Origin of the sequence: Nocardioides sp. GCM10030259, assembly GCF_042666375.1 — a bacterium.
Lineage (GTDB): Bacteria > Actinomycetota > Actinomycetes > Propionibacteriales > Nocardioidaceae > Nocardioides.
The window spans coordinates 52092-74062 of the sequence record NZ_JBHTDF010000025.1; the positions used below are offsets into that span (position 1 = coordinate 52092).

Below are 21971 nucleotides of genomic sequence, written 5' to 3' on the forward strand. Positions count from 1 at the left end.
AGCCATGTCCATTTCCGCAACCGAGGCCGTCACGCCGGCTGGCATGTACCAGTCGCCGACGGCAGCGACAGCAGGTTCGAGCTCCGACGACAAGGAGATGTTCCTCAACCTGATGGTCGCCCAGCTGCGCTACCAGGACCCGCTGAACCCGACGGACTCGGGCGAGTTCCTCGCCCAGAACGCGCAGTTCACGGCCCTGGAGAAGATGCAGGACGTCGCCGACCAGACGGCCGCCCTGCTCTCGGCACAGATCTCGTTCGGTGCGGCAGGCATGGTCGGCAAGAACGTCACCTACACGACCGAGGACGGCAGCACGGCGTCCGGCGTGGTCGGCTCGGTGACGTACGACGCCAGCGGCCCGCTCCTCCAGATCGGCGATCAGAGCGTCACGCTCGGCCAGATCTCGTCGATCTCCGCCGCGGACTCCGCCGCGGACTCCGCCGCGGACTCCGCCGCCAACCCCGTCGCAAACTCCGTCGCCAGCCCGGCGCCGGAGCCGTCCATCACCAGCACGGCTCCGACCGCCGGCTGACCCGCACACACTGCTTCCCAAGGGAGAACCACCATGCTTCGCTCGCTCTTCGCCGGCATCAGCGGCCTGCGCGTCAACCAGGTCATGCTCGACGTGACCGGCAACAACATCTCCAACGCCAACACCATCGGCTTCAAGTCCAGCCGGACCACCTTCTCCGACACGCTGTCGCAGATGCTCACCGCGAGCTCGGCGCCCGACGCCGCCAACGGCCGCGGCGGCAGCAACCCGATCCAGGTCGGTCTCGGCGTCCAGGTGTCGGCCACCAACACGAACTTCCTCCAGGGCTCGAACCAGAGCACCGGCGGCCTGACCGACATGATGATGCAGGGCGACGGCATGTTCGTGATCCAGAAGGGCAACCAGAACGTCTACACCCGGGCCGGCGCGTTCTCCTGGGACCAGGACCGCAACCTGGTCGCCCCCGGCGGCGGCCTGGTGCAGGGGTACACGGCCTTCGACGGCACCGGCGCCCACACCGGCCCGCTGTCCGGCATCAAGCTGCCCACCGACGACGGTGCCGGCAACGCCCTGAAGTCCTACGAGATCGGCGGCGACGGCAAGATCACCGCCACCTACGCGGACGACAGCAAGGAGGTCATCGCGCAGGTCGCGGTCGCCAACTTCGCCAACCCGATGGGTCTCGCGAAGGTCGGCGGCACCAGCTTCCGCGAGTCCTCGAACTCGGGCGCCGTGGAGCTGGGCGTGGCCGGCGAGGGCAACCGGGGCGAGGTCGTCACCGGCGCGCTCGAGATGTCGAACGTCGACCTGGCCGCCGAGTTCACCAACCTGATCCTCGCGCAGCGCGGCTTCCAGGCCAGCTCGCGGGTCATCACGACCTCCGACCAGGTCCTCGAGGACCTCGTCAACATCAAGCGCTGATCCTGTCAGCCAGCCGTGCCACGCGCGGGCGCCGTACGTCGGCGCCCGCGCGTGTTGCTCCCCGGACACACCTCAAGTCGGCGCATCCGCCGCCGATCTACCAGTCGAGCCGCCACGGACGGCAGGCTCTCGCAAGGCCCAAGGACGGTGCACATGATCACGCTGACGCGACTCTCCGGAACGGTGTTCGCGCTCAATTGCGACCTCATCGAGCGCATTGACGCCACGCCCGACACGGTGATCACTCTCGTCGACGGCAAGAAGTACGTCGTCGCAGAGTCCCTCGACGAGGTCCTCCGGGGCGTGCGGCTGCACCGGGGCGAGGTCCTCGCCCTGAGCACCGCCATCGACGTCGCCGCGTGGCGCGACGACCTCCACCAGCCCCGGCTGGGGACGGTCTCGGAGCACCCGACGGCCCGCCTCGCTGCGATCGAGACGGAGTCCTGATGGATCCGGCAACCCTGATCGGCGTCATCGGCGCCCTGGTCTTCATCGTCGTCGCCAACGTGATGGAGGGCGGCAACCCGATGAGCCTCATGCTCATCCCGCCCATCCTCCTCGTCGTCGGCGGCACCATCATGATCTCGATCGCCGGCGGCACGCTCGGCGACGCGAAGCTCGCGGTGAGCGGCATGATCAAGGCGTTCACCGGCAAGGCCAGCAACGCCGGCGCCGTCGTGCCCACCCTGGTCTCGCTCGCCGACAAGGCGCGCCGCGAGGGCCTGCTCGCGCTCGAGGACGCCCTCGGCGACATCGACGACCCCTTCCTGACGAAGGGCCTCACGCTCGCGATCGACGGCACCGATCCCGAGGAGGTCCGCGACATCCTCGAGGCCGAGGTCGTCGCGATGAAGGCGCAGACCAAGCAGTCCGCCAAGTTCTTCACCTCGGCGGGCGCGTACGCCCCGACCATCGGCATCATCGGCACGGTCATGGGTCTCGTGCACGTGCTCGAGAACCTGGCCCAGCCGGAGGAGCTCGGCCACCTCATCGCCGGCGCCTTCGTCGCCACCCTGTGGGGCGTCATGTCGGCCAACGTCTTCTTCCTCCCGGTCGGCGCCCGGATCGTCCGCCTGGGCGAGCTCGAGGCCGCCCAGATGGAGATCGTGATCGAGGGCATCGCCGCCCTCCAGGCGGGCTCCAACCCGCGCGTCGTCGCCCAGCGCCTCCAGTCCCTCCTGCCCGCCGACCAGCGCGAACAGGAGGCCGCCTGATGAGCGCTGCCCACGGCAGGCGCAAGAAGCACGAGGAGCACGAGGAGCACGAGAACCACGAGCGCTGGCTCGTGACCTACGCCGACATGCTCACGCTCCTCATGGTGCTCTTCATCGTCATGTTCGCCATGAGCCAGGTCGACGAGAAGAAGTACAACGCGCTGAAGAACGGCCTCTCGGAGGGCTTCGGAGCGTCCAGCTCGTTCATGAAGGGGTCCGACTCGATCCTCGAGGGACACCTGACCGACGACGCGACGAACCCGCAGCTGGACGCCACCCAGATCTTCCAGCAGCTCTCGCCGAAGAACCAGGCCATCGTCACCCAGGCGGTGGAGACCGAGCAGCGGCGGACGGCGTACGCCGCCGCCACGAGCGAGGCGCGCAAGCTCCGCGACGCGCAGAAGAAGATCATGGCCGCCCTGAAGCAGAAGGGGCTCGCCAACGACGTGTCGACGACGATCGACGACCGCGGCCTCGTGGTCAGCCTGGTCTCCCGACACGTGACCTTCCAACCGAACATCGCGACGCTCAGCCCGCGCGGCCGGCAGGTGGTCGACACGATCGCCCCGGTGCTGCGGGACCTGCCCAACGACCTGCGGGTCGACGGCCACACCAACCAGGCGCCGGGCCGGCCGAAGTACTACGCGACCGACTGGGACCTCTCCGCCGCTCGCGCGGTCGAGGTGCTCCGCCGCCTCAACGAGCACACCGGCATCCCCGGCCGGCGGATGTCGCTGGAGGCGTTCGGCCACGAGCGGCCGCTGCTCGACCCGAAGACCCCCGGGTCGCAGGCGGTGAACAAGCGCGTCGACATCGTGGTGCTGCCGGCCGTCGGCGCGGGCGCCAGCGCGCTCCTCGACGAGGCCGCGGACGCCGTCGACGACGGCCACCGCCGCATCCCCGAGACCCCCACCCCCGACACCCACGCCACCACCGACACCACCACCGACACCACCACCGACGAGCACGCCGACGAAGCAGCAACCGCGGACCACGGCCTGGAAGGAGAGCACTGATGAGCGCCACGGCCGAGAAGGCACCGGAGAAGACCGAGGCCGAGGAGGAGAAGAAGGGCGGCAAGAAGAAGCTGATCATCATCGCCGTCGCCCTGCTGGTCGTCGCCGGCGCGGTGTACTGGTTCTTCCTCAAGCCGAGCGGCCCCCCGCCGCCGCCCGAGCCGGGCGAGATGGTCCTGATGGACGCCACCCAGATCAACCTGGCCGACGGTCACTACCTCCGCCTGGGCCTCGCCCTCCAGCTGACCACCACCGCGCACGAGGCGGACGGCAGCAAGGCGCTCGACGCCGCGATCCACATCTTCAGCGGCAAGACGCTCGAGCAGGTGCACGGTCACGGGCGGGAGAAGCTGAAGGAGAAGCTCACCGAAGAGGTCGAGCACCTCTACCACGGCGACGTCATGGACGTGTACTTCACGGAGTTCGTCACGCAGTAGCGCGACCGTCCCCACCGAGCCACCCCGGGCAGGTCCCGGGAGAGTGAACCAAGTCACTCCGACACAATCCCTCAGGTCGTCGGAGGCTGCGCCGATCCCTGCTTTCGTGGCGCCCTCCGACACCTCAGTCGCTCCCCCTCCCGCTCCGGCGGCGACCGGGGCGACTCGCCGACCGGCCTCCGAGCCGGTCCTCTACGACTTCCGTCGTCCCATCCAGCTCTCGCGCGAGCACTCGCGCATGCTCCAGCTCGCGATCGACGGCTTCTGCCGCCAGGCGACGACCGTCTTCACGTCGTCGCTGCGCACGGTGTGCTCCGTCACGCTGGTCGGCATCGAGCAGAGCGCGTACTCGGAGTACGTCGACTCGCTCGACGCGACGACGTACCTGACGCTCTTCTCGGCCGAGCCCCTCCTCAGCAAGTGCGTGCTCGAGCTGCCGGTGCCGGCCGTGATGACCGCGGTCGACTTCATGCTCGGCGGCCCCGGCCGCCAGGACCAGCCCGAGCGCCCGCTCTCCGAGATCGAGAGCAGCGTCGCCGGCGGCCTCATCGAGCGGCTCCTGGCCGAGCTCCGCTACTCGGTGGCGGGGATCGTCAACCTCGAGCCGGTCGTCACCGGGGTCGAGTACAGCCCCCAGTTCGCCCAGGTCGCCGGCTCCGCCGACGTGATGGTCGCGATCCGCCTCGAGCTCAAGATCAACGAGCGCACGTTCCGGATGTCGATGTGCATGCCGTTCTCCGGCCTGCTCCCCCACATGGTCCGGGCCGCGGCCCCGGCGCCGGTCTCGGACCGGGAGCGCGCCCAGCGCGCCCGCTCCGCGGCCGAGCTGAAGGACCAGTTCCAGCAGGTGCCCGTCGACGTCGCCGTCCGGCTTCGTCCCACCACCCTCTCCCCCGGCGACCTCGCCGCCCTCCAGCCCGGTGACGCCATCCGGCTGAACCACCCCGCGTCCGCCCCCCTCGAGGTGGTCGTGGACGGCATCAACTTCGCGCACGCCACCGCCGGGACCAGTGGGTTCCGCCTCGCCGCCCTCATCGTGGGCACCCCCAAGGAGAACCAGTGAGCAACGAGTCCATGTACGCCGAGATCGCCACTGCCGCCGCCGCGGCGGGTGCTGCCGTGATGCCGGCCGTGGCCACGCTGACCGTCGGTGCCGTCGAGACGGGCGACGCCCAGGTCGCCGGCTCCTTCGCCGGTGCGGTCGTCGCCGACCTCGAGGGCGCGGTCCCCGGCCGGATCGCCCTGCTCGTCGGCCAGGAGCTGGTCGACGCGCTGGCGAGCAGCCCGCTGGGCGGTCTCGACCTCGCCGCGGCCCTCCAGCCGACGCTGGACGCCGTCGCCGGCGCCCTCCAGGGTCGCGTCGGTGCCGCCCGCGAGTCGGCCGCCGGCCTGGTCACCCGCGACCTCGCCACGCCGTTCTCCGTCGTCTACCTGCACGCCGACGGCGTGGCCGCCGCCGTGCTGCTGCCGGACGAGGTCCTCGCCGCCGTCGAGATCACCGAGTCGGCCGCGCTGGTGCCCGCCGCCGCCGCGACCGGCGCCGTGCTCAGCTCGGTCGGCGGCCTCGAGCACCGCACCGCTCGCCCCGGCATCGAGATGCTGCACGGCGTCGACATGGAGGTGACGGTCGAGATCGGCCGCACCCGCATGACCGTCCGCGACCTCCTGGACCTCACCCCCGGTGCCGTCCTCGAGCTCGACCGGGCCGCCGGCAGCCCCGCCGACCTGCTCGTCAACGGCCGGCTGATCGCCCGTGGCGAGGTCGTCGTGATCGACGAGGACTTCGGGCTGCGCATCACCGAGATCGCCGTCGACGCGGCGGCGAGCTGATCCCGACGATGCTCGAGCTCGCCATCCGGCTGGTCTTCTCACTGGCCGTCGTCCTCGGCCTGTTGGCCCTGCTCGCGAAGTTCGGCGCCCGCCGCTTCAAGGGCGGCAAGGGCGCCATGGTCCAGGTGCTGCACCGCCAGAGCATCTCGCGGGGCACCGCCGTCACGGTCGTGACCGTCGGCGGCCGGGTCCTGGTGCTCGGCACCACGGAGCAGCAGGTCCGCGTGCTGACCGAGCTCGACCCCGACGAGGTCGCCGACTACCTGCCCGAGGAGGACCTCCCGGGCGAGGTTCTGACCCTCCCCCAGGAGCCGCGGCCCGCGGCCGTCCGGCCCGCTCCCGCTCCCACCACCGCCCCCGCCGAGGGTGCGCTGGCCGGCTCCGTACTCAGCGCGAACACCTGGCGCCAGGCCCTCGCGGCCGCCACCCGGCGGGCTTCGTGAGCGCCGCGCTGCGGCGAGCCGCGACCGTCATCGGTGCGCTGCTCGTCACCGTCGTCCTGCCCGCGATCGTGGTGCCGCTCGCGGCGAGCGCCGCGCCGACCGCGCCGACCGGCCCGACCGGCCCCGGCGGTCCGACCGGGCGTGGCGGCGGCTCCGACGTCACCGTCGGCCTCGACGGGCTGACCGACAACCCCAGCACCTCGGTGACGGTCCTGATCGGCCTCACACTGATCTCGCTGCTCCCCGCGATCCTGCTGAGCTGCACGGCGTTCACCAAGATCTTCATCGTCCTCGGCCTGACCCGGAACGCGCTCGGTCTCCAGCAGACCCCGCCGAACCAGGTGCTCGCCGGCCTCGCGCTCTTCCTCAGCCTGTTCGTCATGGGTCCGGTGCTGACCGAGATCAACGACATCGCGCTGCAGCCCTACATGAACGGCGAGCTCACCGCCTCGGCCGCCTTCGACTCCGGCATGGAGCCCCTGCGGACCTTCATGCTCCAGAACACCGACGACGGCGAGCTCGAGCTGCTCACCAACGTGGCCGACCGCGAGCTCCCGGCCAACCGGGACGAGGTCTCCACCACCACGCTCATCCCGGCCTTCATCCTCACCGAGCTGAAGCAGGCCTTCATCATCGGGTTCGTCATCTTCATCCCGTTCCTGGTCATCGACCTGGTCGTCAGCGGGGCGCTGATGGCGCTCGGCATGATGATGATGCCGCCGGTGATGGTGTCGCTCCCCTTCAAGCTGCTGCTCTTCGTGATGGTCGACGGCTGGGCCCTCGTCATCAAGTCCCTCGTCTCCAGCTACGGAACCTAGGTGCGCCATGTCTGACACCACCGTCATCCACCTCGCGCTCCAGACCATGCTGGTCGCGCTCAAGCTCTCCGCGCCGGTCCTGGTCACCGCGCTGGTGATCGGCTTCGCGATCTCGCTCTTCCAGTCGCTGACCCAGATCCAGGAGTTCACGCTGGCCTTCGTGCCGAAGCTCGTGGGCGTCGGCGTCGCGCTGCTGCTGTGCGGCAACTGGATGATGCACACGCTCGTCGCGTTCACCAACGACCTGTTCGAGGGCCTCCCGGCCATGCTCGGCTGACCCGGAGACCACATCCATGACCCTCACCGTCGCGGGAGAGCCCCTCGTGGCCTTCCTCCTGGCCTCCGTGCGCATCGTCGCCTGGCTGGCCGTGGTGCCGCCGTTCTCGGGCCGCACCGTGCCGACGATGGTGAAGGTCGTCCTGAGCCTCGGGCTGGCGTTCGCGGCCGTCCCGAGCGGCGACCAGATCCCTCTCGACACCTTCGGGCTGCTGGTCAACGTCGCCACCCAGGTGGCCGTCGGCGTCTCGATGGGCTTCGTCTGCCACCTGCTGCTCGCCGCGATCGCCGCGGCCGGCGCGCTCGTCGACGTCTTCGGCGGCTTCTCGCTCGCCCAGGGCTTCGACCCGCTGTCGATGAACTCCAACACCGTGTTCGGCAAGTTCCACCAGATGCTGGCCACCGTGCTGCTGTTCGTGACCGGCGGCCACCTCATCGTCGTCGGTGGCCTGCTCAAGACCTTCCAGTTCATCCCCCTCGGCACCGCGCCGGAGTGGGGCGGGTTCTCGGACGTGATCCTCACGGCATTCGGACTGTTCTTCACCACGGCCGTGCAGATCGCGCTGCCGCTGATCGCGGTGCTCTTCCTCGCCGACCTCGGGCTCGCGCTGCTCACGAAGGTCGCGCCGCAGATGCAGGCGCTGTCGGTGATGTTCCCGGTCAAGATCGGGCTGACCCTCCTGCTGGTCGGCCTGTCCTTCCCGGTCCTGCCGCACGCGATCGACAAGATGGTCGACCTCTCCACGCAGGCCCTGTCGACGATGTCCGGGGCGGGCTGATGAGCGAGGAGAAGACCGAGAAGGCGACTCCGAAGAAGAACAAGGAGAACCGCAAGGAAGGCAAGGTTCCGCGGACCCAGGAGCTCGGCCAGTGGTCGGCCCTGGCGCTCTTCGCGCTTGCGCTGCCGAAGCTTCTCGGCCTCGAGATCACCGCTCTCCAAGAGCTCATGACGACCGCCCTGAGCATGGGCGGCGAGGCCGACGTCGACAAGGCGATGGGCATCCTCGGCGACGGGCTCTGGCACGCGCTGATCGCCATCCTGGTCGTCGGCGTCGGCGTGCTGCTCGTCGGCGTGGCGGGCGCGGTCGCCCAGGGCGGCTTCTACATCGCCAGCGGTGCGGTCAAGCCGAAGCTCTCCAAGCTGAACCCGCTCCAGGGCTTCAAGCGGCTCTTCGGCATGCACACGCTGTGGGAGGGCGCGAAGATGCTGCTCCGCAGCGGCATCGTCGTCTTCCTCGTCTGGGGCGTCATCAAGGGCGCGATGGCGATGATCGGCGGCCTCGTGCCGATGCAGGTCGTGCTCGAGGCGACGGCCGCGGACGCACTCGGCCTGATCCGCAACGTCGCCATCATGGGCGTCGTGCTGGCGGCCGCCGACTACCTCGTGCAGCGCAAGAAGATGGGCAAGCAGACCCGCATGACCAAGGAAGAGGTCAAGCAGGAGCACAAGAACTCCGAGGGTGACCCGCTGCTCAAGGGCGCGATCCGCTCCCGCCAGCTCGCCGCCGCCCGCAACCGGATGATGGCCGACATCCCGACCGCCGACGTGGTCCTGGTCAACCCGACCCACGTCGCCGTCGCCCTGCGCTACGAGCCCGAGCGCGGCGCACCCCGGGTGGTCGCCCGCGGGGCCGGCGTCGTCGCCGCCGCGATCCGTGAGAAGGCCGCCGAGGCGCGCGTGCCGCTCGTCCGCGACGTACCGCTCGCCCGTGCGCTCTACGGCTCCACCACCGTCGGCCAGGAGATCCCGACCGAGCTCTTCGCCGCGGTCGCCCAGGTGCTCGCGTTCGTCATCAGCCGGCGCACCCGCGGCCAGTGGGGTGGCGAGCACCGGACCCCGCGCGCCGAGGCCGACCTGCCGCAGGTCTCCCCGGCCGGCCGCCGCCCCCGGCGAGAGGCTCCGGCGGACGTCTCAGGTCCCGCTCTCGCGGGCCGATAGAACCCGCGGACCCCAGGACGGAGTCCCACCCACGGTGCCACGGACGGCGCTCGCAGCTCTCGCTCGACCCCGTTCGTTACTCCTGGAGGACCCCCCGTCGTGAAGCGGATCAACCAGCTCGGCGTGCCGATCGGCATCGTGATGATCGTCGTGATGCTCGTCGTGCCCCTGCCGGCGGCTCTCCTCGACCTGCTGATCGCGCTCAACATCACCGCCGCGCTGCTCGTGCTGATGGTGGCGATGTTCGTGCACAAGCCGCTGGACTTCGCGGCGTTCCCGGCAGTGCTGCTGGTGATGACGCTGTTCCGGCTCGCGCTCAACGTGAGCGCGACCCGCCTGGTGCTCCTCGACGGCTTCGCCGGGAAGGTGATCGACACCTTCGGCCACTTCGTCGTCGGCGGCTCGCTCATCGTCGGCCTGATCGTCTTCGCGATCCTGCTCGTCATCCAGTTCGTGGTCATCACCAACGGTGCCGGCCGGGTCGCCGAGGTCGGCGCCCGCTTCACCCTGGACGCGATGCCCGGCAAGCAGATGGCGATCGACGCCGACCTGAACTCCGGGCTCATCGACGAGGACGAGGCACGCCGACGCCGCAAGGAGGTGCACGCCGAGGCCGACTTCTACGGCTCGATGGACGGTGCCTCGAAGTTCGTCAAGGGCGACGCGATCGCCGCCATCATCATCACCCTGGTCAACCTGATCGGTGGCTTCGCGATCGGCGTCGGCCAGCTCGGCATGCCGTTCGGCGAGGCGGTCACGACGTACAGCCTGCTGTCCGTCGGCGACGGCCTGGTCTCGCAGATCCCCGCGCTGCTGCTCTCGGTCGCGACCGGCCTGATCGTGACCCGCTCGGTCAACGACGCCGACATGGGCTCCGACATCGTGCGCCAGGTGCTGGCCAACCCGATGCCTCTCCGCGTCGCCGGGTTCGGCGCCCTGGGGCTGTGCCTGATCCCCGGCCTGCCGAAGCTGCCGTTCGTCATCGCCGGCGGCGCCATGCTGATCGCCTCGTCCCGGGCCGCCGCGGCCATCAAGGAGACCGAGGCGGCCGAGACCGCGGCCCAGAAGACGGCGCCGGCGCTGGCCGCCGCGGACACCCCAGAGCTGCTCGCGGCCGAGATCCAGGTCGACCCGCTCGGCCTGGAGCTGTCCGCCGACCTCATCGACCTGGTCGACCCGAGCAACGGCGGCGACCTGCTCGACCGGGTCAAGGCGCTGCGCCGCAAGATCGCGACCGACCTGGGCATCGTCGCCCCGCCGGTGCGCACCCGCGACAACCTCCAGCTGCCCAGCCAGACCTACGCGATCATGCTGTTCGGCATCGAGGTGGCCCGCGGCGAGGCGCCTCCGGGCACCGTCCTCGCGATCGGCGACTACCTCGGCTCGCTGCCGGGCCAGCCCACCCGCGAGCCGGTGTTCGGCCTCGAGGCGAAGTGGATCCCGGTCGAGCTGCGCAGCCAGGCCGAGCTCAGCGGCGCGACCGTCGTCGACCGCGCCTCGGTCATCACCACGCACCTCGCCGAGATCGTCACCCAGTACGCCGGGCGACTGCTCGGTCGCGAGGACGTCCGCATGCTCACCGACGTGGTCAAGCGGACCCACCCGGTCGTGGTCGAGGAGCTCACCCCGACCCAGCTCAGCCTCGGCGAGATCCAGCGGGTCCTGCAGGAGCTGCTCGACGAGGGCGTCTCCATCCGCGACCTGGTCCGGATCTTCGAGTCCCTGTCGCTGCGTGCCTCCCGCACCAAGGAGCTCGACCCCCTCGTGGAGGCGGCCCGCGCCGCGCTCGGCCCGGCCATCGCCGCGCCGTACCTCGTCGACAAGACGCTGCACGTCCTCACGTTCGACCCACAGCTGGAGCAGCGGATCCTCGAGGCGCTGCGCCCCGGCGAGCACGGCCAGACCATCGCGCTGGACCCCGACACCAGCCAGGGCCTGCTGGCGAGCCTCACCCAGCTCACCCAGGAGGTCGAGAACCGGAACCTGCGCCCGGTGCTGGTCTGCGCCCCGCAGCTGCGCGCCGCGCTGCGCCGGCTCGTCAGCCCGATCATCCCGCGCCTCTCGATCCTCTCCTACCAGGAGCTGACCGGCGCCGACCAGATCCGGTCCGAGGGCGTCGTCACCGCCAACCAGAGCCTCGCCGTGAGCGCCTGATGTCCGTCCTTCAACCCAGGGAGATTGCCGCATGAGTCCGCTGTCGTGGCCGGTCCTGATCGGCACCCTGCTGATCGGCTCGCCGGCGCTGTACGCCGCTCAGGTGAGCGGCACCCTCTCCTTCGACGTCGCCGTCGTACGCCTGCTCATCTGCATGGCCGGCGTGTGGCTCGCCTGCTCCGTCGTCGCCTCGCTGACCGAGGGCGCGGTCGCCGCCAACAAGCTCGCCGCGGCCGAGGCCGAGGCCGCCGCCCGGCGGGCCGCCGAGGCCGAGGAGGCCGCTGCCCGGCTCGCCGACATGGAGGGCGCGGCGGGCGCTGCCTGACGCAGCGTGGGTTCGCCTTCCGTCGACGTTTCAGCGCAATTGCGTCGCAGCTGCGGTGCACCGGTCACTCATGCCGTCATTCCAGCGCAAATGCGCTGAAACCGAAGACCGGTCGAGAGTCCGGCTGCCGACTCCGCGCAATTGCGCAGTTTCGGCCTGCGCGTCCGCACGCCATCCCTCGCTCCTTCCGCCCAAGTGCGCTGTTCCGGCCGTCCGGCAACAGCACCCTGTGGATGACGAACGCGAGCGACTGGTTCGGCGGGGCATTGTCGCGCCATGGAACCCGCGATCAACCCGGGCGGCCCGCCTCCGTTCAACCGACCTTTCACCCGGCAGGAGTTCACAGACGCCGGCTACGACCCGCGCCTGCTGCGTCGTACCTGCTTCGAGGCGGTGTTCAAGGGCGTCTGGGTCCACGTCGACTGCATCGACGACATGACCCGGATCCGGGCAGCACTGGTCGCGCACCCGGCCGGCGCCATCGCCAGTCACTTCAGCGCGGCCAGGGTGTACCGCCTGCCCGTGCCCGACCATCCGTTCGAGCACGTCACCGTCTTTCGGCCCAGGGATCGCCGCCGCCGCGACGGTGTGAAGTCTCATGTGACGACGCGGTTGAGACGAGCACGTCATGTCCGCGACATCCCAGTGCTCGATCCGGTCTCGACATTCATCCAGCTGGCCGGGCACCTCTCGCTGGTCGACCTCGTGGTGGTCGGTGACGCGCTGGTGCGGGAGTTCAGCATCGCCCCGGCTCGGCTGGTCAGGCTCTGTGCACGGAGCGGCGATTACTACGCGCGGCGTGCCGCGGAGGCCGCGGGATACGTCCGAGTCGGTGTCGACTCTCCGATGGAGAGCATCCTCCGCATGCTGATCGTCCTCGCTGGTCTCCCCGAGCCGCAGACCAACGTCCAGCTGTTCGACGAGTCGGGTGCGTTGCGTCGACGGTTCGACCTGTACTACGCCGGCGTGCGCGTGATCGTCGAGTACGACGGTCGGCAGCACGCCCGCGACACCGCCCAATGGAAGCGCGATCTCCATCGTCGTGAGGAGTTCGACGACGACGGCTATCGCATCCTGGTCGTGACGGCAGAGGGCATCTACCGCGATCCCGAGCGCACTCTCGAACGGGTGCGCCGCCTGCTCGTCGCGCGCGGCATGACCGACGTACCACCGGTCGGCGACGCATGGCGACACCACTTTGCTGCCTGGTCCCGTGCGCGAGGATGAACCGGCCCGCGAACGGAGCAAGGGCAGTCCGATCACCGTCGCGCAATTGCGCGGCAACAACAACCCGAACACCCACCAACCCGCAGGTCCAACGCATTTGCGCGGTCCTGCCGGGAGACGCTGCCTGAAATGCAGCGACCCGCAGGCGTCGAGCTCCAGAGGAGCTCGTCTCCGGTGGACGTGATGACCGGATCGCCTGCGGGTCGGGTGACTGCTTGGGATTCACCAGCAGCCGTCCCGGGGTGACTCCACCCCGGATGTTGCTGATGGGCTGCTAGCGGGCAGCCACCTCACGCGTCCTGTAAGAAGTCATTCTTCGGACCACCTCCTTTCCCGTGTGGCTTCACGCTAGGTGGCGCGACAGGGCCGTTCAAGGGATTAAACGGACGCTTCCTCCCCGACCGGCGCCGTGAACTGGGCGTTGTACAGCCGGGCGTAGGCGCCGTCGACGGCGAGCAGCGACTCGTGGTTGCCCTGCTCGACGATCGCGCCGTCCTCCATGACCAGGATCAGGTCGGCGTCGCGGATGGTGGAGAGTCGGTGGGCGATCACGAACGAGGTCCGGTCGGTGCGCAGCGCCGCCATCGCGTGCTGGACCAGCAGCTCGGTGCGGGTGTCCACCGACGACGTCGCCTCGTCGAGGATCAGCAGCGCGGGGTTCGTCAGGAACGCCCGCGCGATCGTGACGAGCTGCCGCTCACCGGCGGAGAGGTTCGAGCCCTCCTCGTCGATGACGGTGTCGTAGCCGTCGGGCAGCGAGTGCACGAAGCGGTCCACGAACGTCGCGCGCGCGGCCTCCAGGATCTCCTCCTCGGTCGCGTCCGGCCGCCCGTAGGCGATGTTGTCGCGGATGGTGCCCTCGAAGAGCCAGGTGTCCTGCAACACCATCCCGATCTGCCCGCGCAGCGCCGCGCGGGGCATGCCCGCGATGTCGACGCCGTCGAGCGTGATCCGGCCGGCGTCGACGTCGTAGAAGCGCATCACGAGGTTGACCAGCGTGGTCTTGCCGGCCCCGGTCGGTCCGACGATCGCGACGGTCTCCCCCGGCCGCGCGACGAGCGAGAGGTCCGTGATGAGCGGGCGGTCCTCGTCGTACCGGAACGACACGTGCTCGAACGCGACCTCCCCACGGCGTACGGCCGGCGTCGCGAGCGCGGGCGCGTCCGCGGGCTCCTCGTCGGCGTCGAGCAGCTCGAAGACCCGCTCCGCCGACGCGACGCCGGACTGGAGCAGGTTGGTCATCGACGCCACGGTGGTGAGCGGCTGCGTGAACTGGCGGGAGTACTGGATGAACGCCTGCACCTCACCGAGCGACAGCGACCCGTTGGCGACCCGGAGGCCGCCGACGACGGCGACGAGGACGTAGTTCAGGTTCCCGATGAACATCATCGACGGCATGATCAGCCCGCTCACGAACTGCGCGCCGAAGCTCACCTTGAACAGCTCGTCGTTCTCCTCGGCGAAGGTCCGCTCGACCTCGGCCTGCCGGCCGAAGACCTTGACGAGCGCGTGGCCTGAGAAGGCCTCCTCGATCTGCGCGTTGAGCTTGCCGGTACGCCGCCACTGCGCGACGAACTGGCCCTGCGAGCGCTTCATGATCTGCGCGGTCACGACCAGCGACAGCGGCACCGTGATCACGGCGACGACGGCCAGCAGCGGCGAGATCCAGATCATCATCGCCAGCACCGCGAGCACGGTCATCACCGAGGTGAGCAGCTGGCTCATCGTCTGCTGGAGCGTCTGGCTGACGTTGTCGATGTCGTTGGTGACGCGGCTGAGGAGCTCGCCGCGGGGCGAGCGGTCGAAGTAGTTCAGCGGCAGCCGGTTGATCTTGGTCTCGACGTCCTCACGCATCTGCCGGACGGTGTTCTGCACGACCGTGTTGAGGATGTAGCCCTGCATCCACGCCAGCAGCGAGGCGCCGACGTACAGCGCGAGCACGATCATCAGCACGTCGGCGACAGCACCGAAGTCGACGCCCTCGCCGGGGACGACGTCCATGCCCTGCACGGCCTCGGGCAGCGCGGAGTCGGGGGTGCCGGGCGGGAACTGCTTGCCGATGAAGCCGTTGAAGACCAGGTCGGTGGCGTGCCCGAGGATCCGCGGCGCGATCGACATCAGCAGCACGCTCGCGATGCCGAGGACCACCACGGCGACGGCCTTGCTCCGGTCGGGGCGCATCAGGCTCACGAGCCGTCGGGCGGACGGGCCGAAGTCCATCGCCTTCTGGCCGACCATGCCGCCGCCCATCGGACCACGGCCGGGCCCACCCATCGGCGCCTCGATGCGCTCGGTGGCCTTGAACTCCTGCTTCTTCGCCATCAGGCCGCCTCCTCCGCGCTGAGCTGGGACTGGACGATCTCCTGGTACGTCGCGCAGTCGGCCAGCAGCTCGTGATGGGTGCCGCGGCCGACCACCCGGCCGTCCTCCAGCACGATGATCAGGTCGGCGTCGCGGATCGTGGACACCCGCTGGGCCACGATCACGACGGTCGCGTCGCGGGTCTCCGGCCGCAGCGCCGCCCGCAGCCGGGCGTCGGTGGCGAGGTCGAGCGCGGAGAAGGAGTCGTCGAAGAGGTAGATCCCCGGCTTGCGCACCAGGGCCCGCGCGATCGCGAGCCGCTGGCGCTGGCCACCGGAGAAGTTGGTGCCGCCCTGGGTGACCGGGGAGTCGAGACGCTCGGGCAGCGCCTCGACGAAGTCACGCCCCTGCGCCACCTCCAGCGCGGCCCACATCTCGTCGTCGGTGGCGTCGGGCTTGCCGTGCTGGAGGTTGCTGCGGACGGTGCCGCTGAAGAGGTACGCCCTCTGCGGCACCAGCCCGATCTGCTGCCAGAGCAGGTCCGGGTCCAGGCGGCGTACGTCGTGGCCGGCGACGCGGACCTCTCCCGTGGTGGCGTCGAAGAGCCGCGGCACGAGGTTGACGAGCGTGCTCTTGCCGGCGCCGGTCGAGCCGATCACCGCGACGGTCTGGCCGGGCCGGGCCTCGAAGGAGATGTCGGCGAGCACCGGCTCCGCCGCACCCGGGTAGGCGAACGTCACGTGGTCGACGTCGAGGTGTCCGCGCCGGTCGGGGTCGGGCTCAACGAGGTCGTCGCCGATCGGCACCGACGTGTGGGTGTCGAGCACCTCCATGATCCGGTCGGCGCACACGGCCGCTCGCGGGATCATCATCAGCATGAAGGTCGCCATCATGACGCTCATCAGGATCTGCATCAGGTAGGAGAGGAACGCCGTCAGCGCGCCCGGCATCATCTCGCCGTCGTCGATGCGGTGGCCACCGAACCAGATGACCGCGACGCTCGCGACGTTCACGACCAGGATCACGAGCGGGAACATCGTCGCCATCCAGCGGCCGGCCGCGACCGCGACGTCGGTCAGGTCGTCGTTGGCCTTCGCGAAGCGCCGGGTCTCGTGCGGCTCGCGCACGAACGCCCGCACCACGCGGATGCCGGTGATCTGCTCGCGGAGCACGCGGTTGACCTCGTCGATGCGCTCCTGCATGACCCGGAAGCTCGGCACCATCCGGCCGACGACGAAGCCGACGCACACGAAGAGCGCCGGCACGGCGACGGCGAGGATCCAGCCGAGGCCCATGTCCTCGCGCAGCGCCATGATCACGCCGCCGACCATCATGATCGGCGAGGACACCGCGATCGTGCACGACATCAGCACCAGCATCTGCACCTGCTGGACGTCGTTGGTCGTCCGGGTGATCAGCGACGGCGCGCCGATCTCCTGCACCTCCCGCGTCGAGAACGTGCCGACGCGGTGGAACAGCGCGGCCCGGACGTCGCGGCCGAAGCTCATCGCCGTACGCGCACCGAAGCGCACCGCGACGACGGAGCAGACGATCTGGCCGAGGGACACGGCGAGCATCACGCCGCCGGTGCGCACGATGTAGTCGGTGTCGCCGGTCGCGACGCCGTTGTCGATGATGTCGGCGTTCAGCGACGGCAGGTAGAGCATCGCCAGCACGCCGAGGAACTGGAACAGCACGACCACGCCGAGCCAGGCGCGGTACGGCGCCAGCTCGTTGCGCAGCAGTCGGAGCAGCATCAGGACTCTCTTCTCGCGAGGCCGAGCAGGACGGTGTCGACGATCTGCTCGGGTGTGAGCAGCCGCCCGTCGGCGATCCGGTCGTGGCTGCCCGCGAAGGTGAGCAGCCGGAGGACGTGGACGAACTCCTCGGGAGCGACGGCGAGCTGGTCGGCGTCGTCCCCGACGACGCCGATGAGGAGCTCGTCGAGCCGGGCCCGCCACTCGTCGGCGGCCGCACTGTCGTGCACGTGCCGCGGCGGGCCGACCAGGCCGACCTTCTCCATCAGCCCGAACGTCGCCCGGAAGCGCTGCTGGAGGATCGACACCAGGAGCACGAGCCGCTCCCGCAGCGGAGCCCCGGGGTCGACCTGCTCGATCCGGGCGACCAGGTCGCCGGGCTGGAAGGCCCGCTCGATCGCGGCGTCGATCAGCTCCTCCTTGGAGCTGAAGACGCGGAAGATCGTGCCCTCCGCGATCCCGGACGCCTCGGCGATCAGCCGGGTCGTCACCGCCCGCCCGTGCTCGTAGAGCAGCGGCCGGGTCGCGGCGATGATGGCCTCCCGCCGCTCCTCCGGCGACAGCGGCCGGGCTCGCTCCCGTCTGGTCTCCACGACCGTCGAGCATAAATGAGTGAGCACTCACTCACAAACGGTTATTCGGGATAGTCCGGCACGTTCCGGTCGCCGAATCCGGCGTTCCCGCGGCCAGATCGTGACGGACTATCCCGGCGCGGCGGCGTCAGCGGCCCTACAGTGCGGCTTCGTGCGCGTACGTCGGACCGTCCAGGTCGTCCTCGTGGTGGTGGTGCTCGGCCTGGTGGGCGGGGCGATGGCGGCGGGGATCTCCGCGTCGCTGGGGATCCGCACCGAGGCCAAGGACGTGCCGGTGGAGGACCTGCGCGTCGCTCCCCCGCGGGCGGCGGTCCCGCCCCCGCGGGTCACCCGGATCGACGCACCCGACACGGTGCGCACCCGGACCGCGGTGGCCGAGCTGCGCGACGCCGTCGCGGACGCGCCCGCGACGCGGGGGACCGCGACGCTCGTCGTACGCCACGGCGACGGCGACCCCGAGGACGACACGTACCGGCTCGGCGGCACGCCGCGAGCGCTGCGGATCACGGCGGCCAGCGAGGCCGGCGCCGTGCGCGGCGTCTACGACCTGGCGCTCGCCGCTCGGGCGAGCCGACCGCTCACCGAGCGCCTCGGGCAGGCGGTGGCGAGCCGGCTGCCGTTCCGGATGGTCGACCTCGGCGCCGCCGGCGTCGCCGCCGACCCCGATCAGTGGCGCGGTGGCGAGGACTACTCGCACTACTCGCGCGCGTTCGAGGACGCGATCCTCCCGGACGCGCCGTACGTCGACCGCGCCGCCCTCCCCGCAGCCCGGGCGAGCGTCCTCGACTACGTCAGGCACGAGCTGGCCGAGGGCTACAACGCGATCGCGGTCCCGGGCTTCCTGGAGTACCTCACGTTCGCCGACGTGCCGGAGGTCTACGAGGACGACCCGGAGTACGTCGCGCGCGCCGAGGCGATGCGCGCGGCGTTCGGCCCGATCTGGCGGGAGGTCCACGACCTCGGGATGCGGGTCTACCTGCGCACGGACATGCTCATCCTGAGCGGGCCGCTCGAGGAGCACCTGCGGGACGAGTTCGACCTCGACACCACCGACGAGCGGCTCTGGGACGTCTACGAGAAGGGCCTCGACGAGCTCCACCGCGAGATGCCCTACCTCTCCGGCGTGGTGCTGCGCATCGGCGAGGGCGGCAGCATCTACAACCTGCCCGGCTGGGACTACTACTCCGAGATCACCGTGACCACGCCGCCGGCCGTGCGCGCCATGCTCACGGCGTTCACCGACGCGGCCGAGCGCTCGGACACCGAGGTCGTCTTCCGCACCTGGAGCGTGGGGGTCGGAGCCGTCGGGGACCTGCACACCAACCCCGACAGCTACCACGAGGTCCTCGACGGCATCGACTCGCCGAGCCTCGTCGTCTCGACGAAGTACAGCCTCGGCGACTACTACAGCTGGCTGCCGCTCAACGAGACCCTCGAGACCGGCGACCAGCGCCGCATCGTCGAGCTGCAGAGTCGCCGCGAGTTCGAGGCCTTCGGGGCGATCCCCAACGACCTCGGCGTCCTGACGCAGCAGGCGCTGCAACGCTTCCTGGCGGCCAACCCGCACGTCGAGGGCATCTGGACCTGGACCCAGGACGGCGGGCCGTGGCGCACCGGACCGATGACGCTCCAGCTCACCCACGGGTTCTGGCAGCTCTACGACCTCAACACCGAGGTCGCCGCGCAGCTGGCCCGCGACCCCGACGCCGACCCGGCCGAGCTCACCGCCGACTGGGCGCGCCGGTGGTTCTCCACCGACCCACGGACGGTCACCGCGATCACCACCGCCATGGCGTCGTCACGCGAGGCGGTCACGCAGGGCCTCTACATCGAGCAGTTCGCGCAGCTGCGCGCCTTCGCCCTCGGACTCGAGCCACCGCCGCAGATGTGGATCTTCGAGTGGGACATCCTCACCGGCGACAGCGCCGTGCTCGACGTCATCTACTCGATCGTCCGCGACGCGGGCGGCATCGACGCGGCGATCGCGGCGGGCGACCGCGCCGTCAAGACAGCCGACGAGATGTTCGCGGTCGTCGAGGACACCGATCCAGCGACCTGGCGCGACCCGGCCCTCCGGCAGCAGCTCGTCGACGCCCTCGACTACCAGGTCAACCTGTTCCAGATGCTCGCGGCCTACCGCACGATGGTGCTCCTGCACGCGCAGTGGCTCGACACCGGCAGCGGCCGCGCGGAGTGGGCCGAGGCCCGCAGCCGCTTCGACGCGACCGCGGAGCTGCACGAGCAGACGTACGGCGACGACCTGCAGCTCCCGGCGTACAACCTCACCGCAGCGCGCATCGGCGAGGAGCGCGCGGACCGCGATGTCGAGATGGCGTGGCTCGCCCGCGGCGGGCTGCTGGCGCTGCTGCTCGCCCTCGCGCTGACGCGCACCGGCCGCACGATGGTGCGGGCGGCCCTGACCCCGTGGCGCGAGCCCGGCCCGGTCAACCGCTGGCTCGTCGTGGCGATCCCGCTGGTCGCGATCGCGTGGAGCCGGCTGGTGCTCACCTGGTTCCTCGCTCCCGCCCACCTGCTCCTGGTGGGCATCGGCTGGGCCGTGCTGGCCGCCGCCGTCGCCGCCACCGGGTCGTGGCGGGTCGCGACGGCCGTCGGCGGCGCGGTCGCGCTGCGCGCGGTGCTGCTCCTGGCGGTGCTGTCGGTGCGCGGACCCGGGGGCTACTGGTTCGTCTTCTGGACCGAGCCCGGCTGGCGCACGGCGTACGTCGTGGCGTCGTTCGTGCTGTTCGGCTGGGTGGTGGCGTGCCTCGCCTGGGCCGGCCGCGCCGGCCGGCGCCGCGCGGCGGCGACCGTCCTCGGCGTCGCCGGCGCGACCCTGCTCGGCGTCGGCGCCCTCACGGGCACCGTCGGGCTCGAGGACGCGCTCACGGTCTGGAACGACCAGCTCGCCCTGCTGCCGTGGGGCATGGCCAGGATCCTCGGCATCACGACGTTCCTCGGCATCCCCGAGGTGCTGCCGTGGTGGCTGCTCGGCGCCGGGGCGGTGCTCGTGGTCGGCGCGATGGCGCTCGGGGTCAGGAGGCCGGCAGCACCTCGCGCATGACGCGCAGGGTGTTGCCGCCCATGATCGCGGCGAGGTCGGCGTCGGAGTGGCCGCGGTCGCGCAGCTCCTGGGTGATCACCGCGATGTCGCTGGTGTCCCAGCCGACCGTGGTCGCGCCGTCGTAGTCGCTGCCGAGCCCGGCGGTCTCGATGCCGCCGACCTCGATGACGTGCTCGATCGCGTCGACCACGGCGGCCGGCGTGCGGTCGCAGACCGCGGCGTTCCAGTAGCCGATGCCCACCACGCCGCCGGTGGCCGCGACGCCCCGGATCTCGTCGTCGGTCAGGTTGCGGTTGACGTCGCAGGTCGCCTGGACGCCGCCGTGGCTCGCGACGACCGGCCTCGTGGCGCGGTCCAGCATCTCCGCGATCGCCGTGTGGCTGGAGTGGGCGATGTCGACGATGACTCCACGATCCTCGAGCTCGTCGAAGACCTCGCGGCCGAGGTCGGTCATCCCGCCCTTCTCCTCGCCGTGCATCGAGCCGACCACGTCGTTGTCGAAGAAGTGGGCGAAGCCGGCCATGCGCATCCCGGCGTCGTACAGCTCGTCGAGGTTGTCGATGTCACCCTCGATGTCCTGGAGGCCCTCGACGGAGAACATCGCACCGGTGACCTGCTCACCCGCCTCGCGCTTCGCCATGAGGTCTTCGAGGTCGTCCTTCGTGCGCACCAGCACCAGGCGCCCGTCCGATCGCTCGGCGGCGTCCCGGAGCTTCTCGGCGTGGTAGAGCGACCGCTGCAGCAGGGACGTCCAGGTGCGTGGCGGCTGGAGCTGGGCGATCGTCAGCAGGGTGATGTTGTCGGAGTCGGCACTGTTCGCCTCGTAGTTCTGCCCCTTCGGGCTCTTCGACACCGAGGAGAAGACCTGCAGCGCGACGTTGCCGTCCTCGAGACGCGGGAGGTCGACGTGGCCGCGGTCGGAGCGGTCGAACAGGTCGCGGTCCCACATCAGGGTGTCCGAGTGCATGTCCACGACCTGCAGGGAGTCGTGCAGCGCGCGGGTCTGCTCGTCCACCTCCGGGAGGTCGGCGCCCTCGACCCTGTTCATGCTGTTCTCGATGTAGCCGGGGGCGAAGGCGAAGAACCCCACCAGCGCCAGGACGACGACGAGCAGGACGGAGCGCAGGGTCCACCGCAGCCAGCGGCGCTTGATCAGGGGCACGCGC

At 70.5% G+C, this 21971-nt stretch carries 21 protein-coding genes; 17 read left to right on the forward strand and 4 right to left on the reverse strand.

The window, feature by feature from the left end; translation table 11 throughout:
* The first annotated feature begins 4 nt into the window (after window positions 1-4).
* The 16 genes from ACFQQI_RS19705 to ACFQQI_RS19780 all read left to right on the forward strand — a co-directional run bounded on the left by ACFQQI_RS19705 (window position 5) and on the right by ACFQQI_RS19780 (window position 13093).
* On the forward strand, window positions 5-532 hold the full coding sequence (locus tag ACFQQI_RS19705; protein WP_378567585.1) for a flagellar hook assembly protein FlgD: 528 nt from the start codon (window positions 5-7) through the stop codon (window positions 530-532).
* 33 nt (window positions 533-565) lie between these two features.
* Window positions 566-1414, forward strand: a complete 849-nt coding sequence (locus ACFQQI_RS19710) for a flagellar hook-basal body complex protein (RefSeq protein ID WP_378567588.1) — start codon at window positions 566-568, stop codon at window positions 1412-1414.
* 153 nt (window positions 1415-1567) lie between these two features.
* On the forward strand, window positions 1568-1861 hold the full coding sequence (locus tag ACFQQI_RS19715) for a flagellar FlbD family protein (protein ID WP_378567591.1): 294 nt from the start codon (window positions 1568-1570) through the stop codon (window positions 1859-1861).
* Window positions 1861-2628: a motility protein A gene (locus ACFQQI_RS19720; RefSeq protein ID WP_378567593.1), complete on the forward strand. Its 768-nt coding sequence runs from the start codon at window positions 1861-1863 to the stop codon at window positions 2626-2628. Before ACFQQI_RS19715 ends, ACFQQI_RS19720 begins: the two co-directional genes overlap by 1 nt.
* Window positions 2628-3644 carry a flagellar motor protein MotB gene (locus tag ACFQQI_RS19725; protein WP_378567596.1) on the forward strand — a complete coding sequence of 339 codons (1017 nt, stop codon included), beginning with the start codon at window positions 2628-2630 and terminating at the stop codon, window positions 3642-3644. The genes ACFQQI_RS19720 and ACFQQI_RS19725 overlap by 1 nt, the downstream gene beginning before the upstream one ends.
* Window positions 3644-4081 carry a flagellar basal body-associated protein FliL gene (gene fliL, locus ACFQQI_RS19730; RefSeq protein WP_378567599.1) on the forward strand — a complete coding sequence of 146 codons (438 nt, stop codon included), beginning with the start codon at window positions 3644-3646 and terminating at the stop codon, window positions 4079-4081. Before ACFQQI_RS19725 ends, fliL begins: the two co-directional genes overlap by 1 nt.
* A 106-nt stretch (window positions 4082-4187) precedes the next feature.
* On the forward strand, window positions 4188-5144 hold the full coding sequence (locus tag ACFQQI_RS19735) for a flagellar motor switch protein FliM (RefSeq protein ID WP_378567602.1): 957 nt from the start codon (window positions 4188-4190) through the stop codon (window positions 5142-5144).
* Window positions 5141-5911 (forward strand): flagellar motor switch protein FliN, encoded by a 771-nt coding sequence (fliN, locus tag ACFQQI_RS19740; RefSeq protein WP_378567605.1) that lies wholly within the window; start codon window positions 5141-5143, stop codon window positions 5909-5911. The genes ACFQQI_RS19735 and fliN overlap by 4 nt, the downstream gene beginning before the upstream one ends.
* Before the next feature lie 8 nt (window positions 5912-5919).
* Window positions 5920-6354 carry a flagellar biosynthetic protein FliO gene (locus ACFQQI_RS19745; protein ID WP_378567608.1) on the forward strand — a complete coding sequence of 145 codons (435 nt, stop codon included), beginning with the start codon at window positions 5920-5922 and terminating at the stop codon, window positions 6352-6354.
* Window positions 6351-7172: a flagellar type III secretion system pore protein FliP gene (gene fliP, locus ACFQQI_RS19750; RefSeq protein ID WP_378567611.1), complete on the forward strand. Its 822-nt coding sequence runs from the start codon at window positions 6351-6353 to the stop codon at window positions 7170-7172. The genes ACFQQI_RS19745 and fliP overlap by 4 nt, the downstream gene beginning before the upstream one ends.
* A gap of 7 nt (window positions 7173-7179) precedes the next feature.
* Window positions 7180-7449 (forward strand): flagellar biosynthesis protein FliQ, encoded by a 270-nt coding sequence (gene fliQ / locus ACFQQI_RS19755; RefSeq protein WP_378567614.1) that lies wholly within the window; start codon window positions 7180-7182, stop codon window positions 7447-7449.
* A 16-nt stretch (window positions 7450-7465) separates the two neighbouring features.
* On the forward strand, window positions 7466-8227 hold the full coding sequence (locus tag ACFQQI_RS19760) for a flagellar biosynthetic protein FliR (RefSeq protein WP_378567617.1): 762 nt from the start codon (window positions 7466-7468) through the stop codon (window positions 8225-8227).
* Complete coding sequence (locus tag ACFQQI_RS19765) at window positions 8227-9387, forward strand: EscU/YscU/HrcU family type III secretion system export apparatus switch protein (protein WP_378567619.1); 1161 nt, start codon at window positions 8227-8229, stop codon at window positions 9385-9387. The genes ACFQQI_RS19760 and ACFQQI_RS19765 overlap by 1 nt, the downstream gene beginning before the upstream one ends.
* 99 nt (window positions 9388-9486) lie before the next feature.
* Window positions 9487-11541, forward strand: coding sequence for a flagellar biosynthesis protein FlhA (gene flhA, locus ACFQQI_RS19770; protein WP_378567622.1), 2055 nt, complete (start codon window positions 9487-9489; stop codon window positions 11539-11541).
* Between the two features lie 31 nt (window positions 11542-11572).
* The gene (locus ACFQQI_RS19775; RefSeq protein WP_378567625.1) at window positions 11573-11866 is read left to right on the forward strand and encodes a hypothetical protein; all 294 of its coding nucleotides are present in this window, start codon (window positions 11573-11575) and stop codon (window positions 11864-11866) included.
* 276 nt (window positions 11867-12142) lie between these two features.
* Entirely contained in the window at window positions 12143-13093 is a 951-nt protein-coding gene (locus ACFQQI_RS19780) for an endonuclease domain-containing protein (RefSeq protein WP_378567627.1), read from the forward strand.
* 378 nt (window positions 13094-13471) lie between these two features.
* Here ACFQQI_RS19780 and ACFQQI_RS19785 read toward each other — a convergent pair whose 3' ends face one another.
* From ACFQQI_RS19785 to ACFQQI_RS19795, 3 genes are read right to left on the reverse strand one after another with little or no spacing between them, the layout of a single operon-like run.
* Entirely contained in the window at window positions 13472-15415 is a 1944-nt protein-coding gene (locus ACFQQI_RS19785) for an ABC transporter ATP-binding protein (protein ID WP_378567630.1), read from the reverse strand.
* Window positions 15415-17151 carry an ABC transporter ATP-binding protein gene (locus ACFQQI_RS19790; protein ID WP_378567633.1) on the reverse strand — a complete coding sequence of 579 codons (1737 nt, stop codon included), beginning with the start codon at window positions 17149-17151 and terminating at the stop codon, window positions 15415-15417. The genes ACFQQI_RS19785 and ACFQQI_RS19790 overlap by 1 nt, the downstream gene beginning before the upstream one ends.
* Window positions 17151-17744, reverse strand: coding sequence for a TetR/AcrR family transcriptional regulator (locus ACFQQI_RS19795; RefSeq protein WP_378567636.1), 594 nt, complete (start codon window positions 17742-17744; stop codon window positions 17151-17153). Before ACFQQI_RS19795 ends, ACFQQI_RS19790 begins: the two co-directional genes overlap by 1 nt.
* Window positions 17745-17895: 151 nt before the next feature.
* Here ACFQQI_RS19795 and ACFQQI_RS19800 point away from each other — a divergent pair, with 151 nt between their 5' ends.
* A complete protein-coding gene (locus ACFQQI_RS19800; protein ID WP_378567639.1) occupies window positions 17896-20805 on the forward strand; it encodes a hypothetical protein in 2910 nt (969 codons plus the stop codon).
* Here the strand turns inward: ACFQQI_RS19800 and ACFQQI_RS19805 are convergent.
* Window positions 20777-21967 carry a dipeptidase gene (locus tag ACFQQI_RS19805; protein ID WP_378567642.1) on the reverse strand — a complete coding sequence of 397 codons (1191 nt, stop codon included), beginning with the start codon at window positions 21965-21967 and terminating at the stop codon, window positions 20777-20779. The two genes, ACFQQI_RS19800 and ACFQQI_RS19805, sit on opposite strands and share 29 nt — an antisense overlap.
* Window positions 21968-21971 lie beyond the last annotated feature (4 nt).

Bases quoted from the DNA above. Each gene is read 5' to 3' on its own strand.
- ACFQQI_RS19705 (WP_378567585.1), top strand. From the start codon at position 5: ATGTCCATTTCCGCAACCGAGGCCGTCACGCCGGCTGGCATGTACCAG.
- ACFQQI_RS19710 (WP_378567588.1), top strand. From the start codon at position 566: ATGCTTCGCTCGCTCTTCGCCGGCATCAGCGGCCTGCGCGTCAACCAG.
- ACFQQI_RS19715 (WP_378567591.1), top strand. From the start codon at position 1,568: ATGATCACGCTGACGCGACTCTCCGGAACGGTGTTCGCGCTCAATTGC.
- ACFQQI_RS19720 (WP_378567593.1), top strand. From the start codon at position 1,861: ATGGATCCGGCAACCCTGATCGGCGTCATCGGCGCCCTGGTCTTCATC.
- ACFQQI_RS19725 (WP_378567596.1), top strand. From the start codon at position 2,628: ATGAGCGCTGCCCACGGCAGGCGCAAGAAGCACGAGGAGCACGAGGAG.
- fliL (WP_378567599.1), top strand. From the start codon at position 3,644: ATGAGCGCCACGGCCGAGAAGGCACCGGAGAAGACCGAGGCCGAGGAG.
- ACFQQI_RS19745 (WP_378567608.1), top strand. From the start codon at position 5,920: ATGCTCGAGCTCGCCATCCGGCTGGTCTTCTCACTGGCCGTCGTCCTC.
- fliQ (WP_378567614.1), top strand. From the start codon at position 7,180: ATGTCTGACACCACCGTCATCCACCTCGCGCTCCAGACCATGCTGGTC.
- ACFQQI_RS19760 (WP_378567617.1), top strand. From the start codon at position 7,466: ATGACCCTCACCGTCGCGGGAGAGCCCCTCGTGGCCTTCCTCCTGGCC.
- ACFQQI_RS19765 (WP_378567619.1), top strand. From the start codon at position 8,227: ATGAGCGAGGAGAAGACCGAGAAGGCGACTCCGAAGAAGAACAAGGAG.
- ACFQQI_RS19775 (WP_378567625.1), top strand. From the start codon at position 11,573: ATGAGTCCGCTGTCGTGGCCGGTCCTGATCGGCACCCTGCTGATCGGC.
- ACFQQI_RS19780 (WP_378567627.1), top strand. From the start codon at position 12,143: ATGGAACCCGCGATCAACCCGGGCGGCCCGCCTCCGTTCAACCGACCT.
- ACFQQI_RS19785 (WP_378567630.1), bottom strand. From the start codon at position 15,415: ATGGCGAAGAAGCAGGAGTTCAAGGCCACCGAGCGCATCGAGGCGCCG.
- ACFQQI_RS19790 (WP_378567633.1), bottom strand. From the start codon at position 17,151: ATGCTGCTCCGACTGCTGCGCAACGAGCTGGCGCCGTACCGCGCCTGG.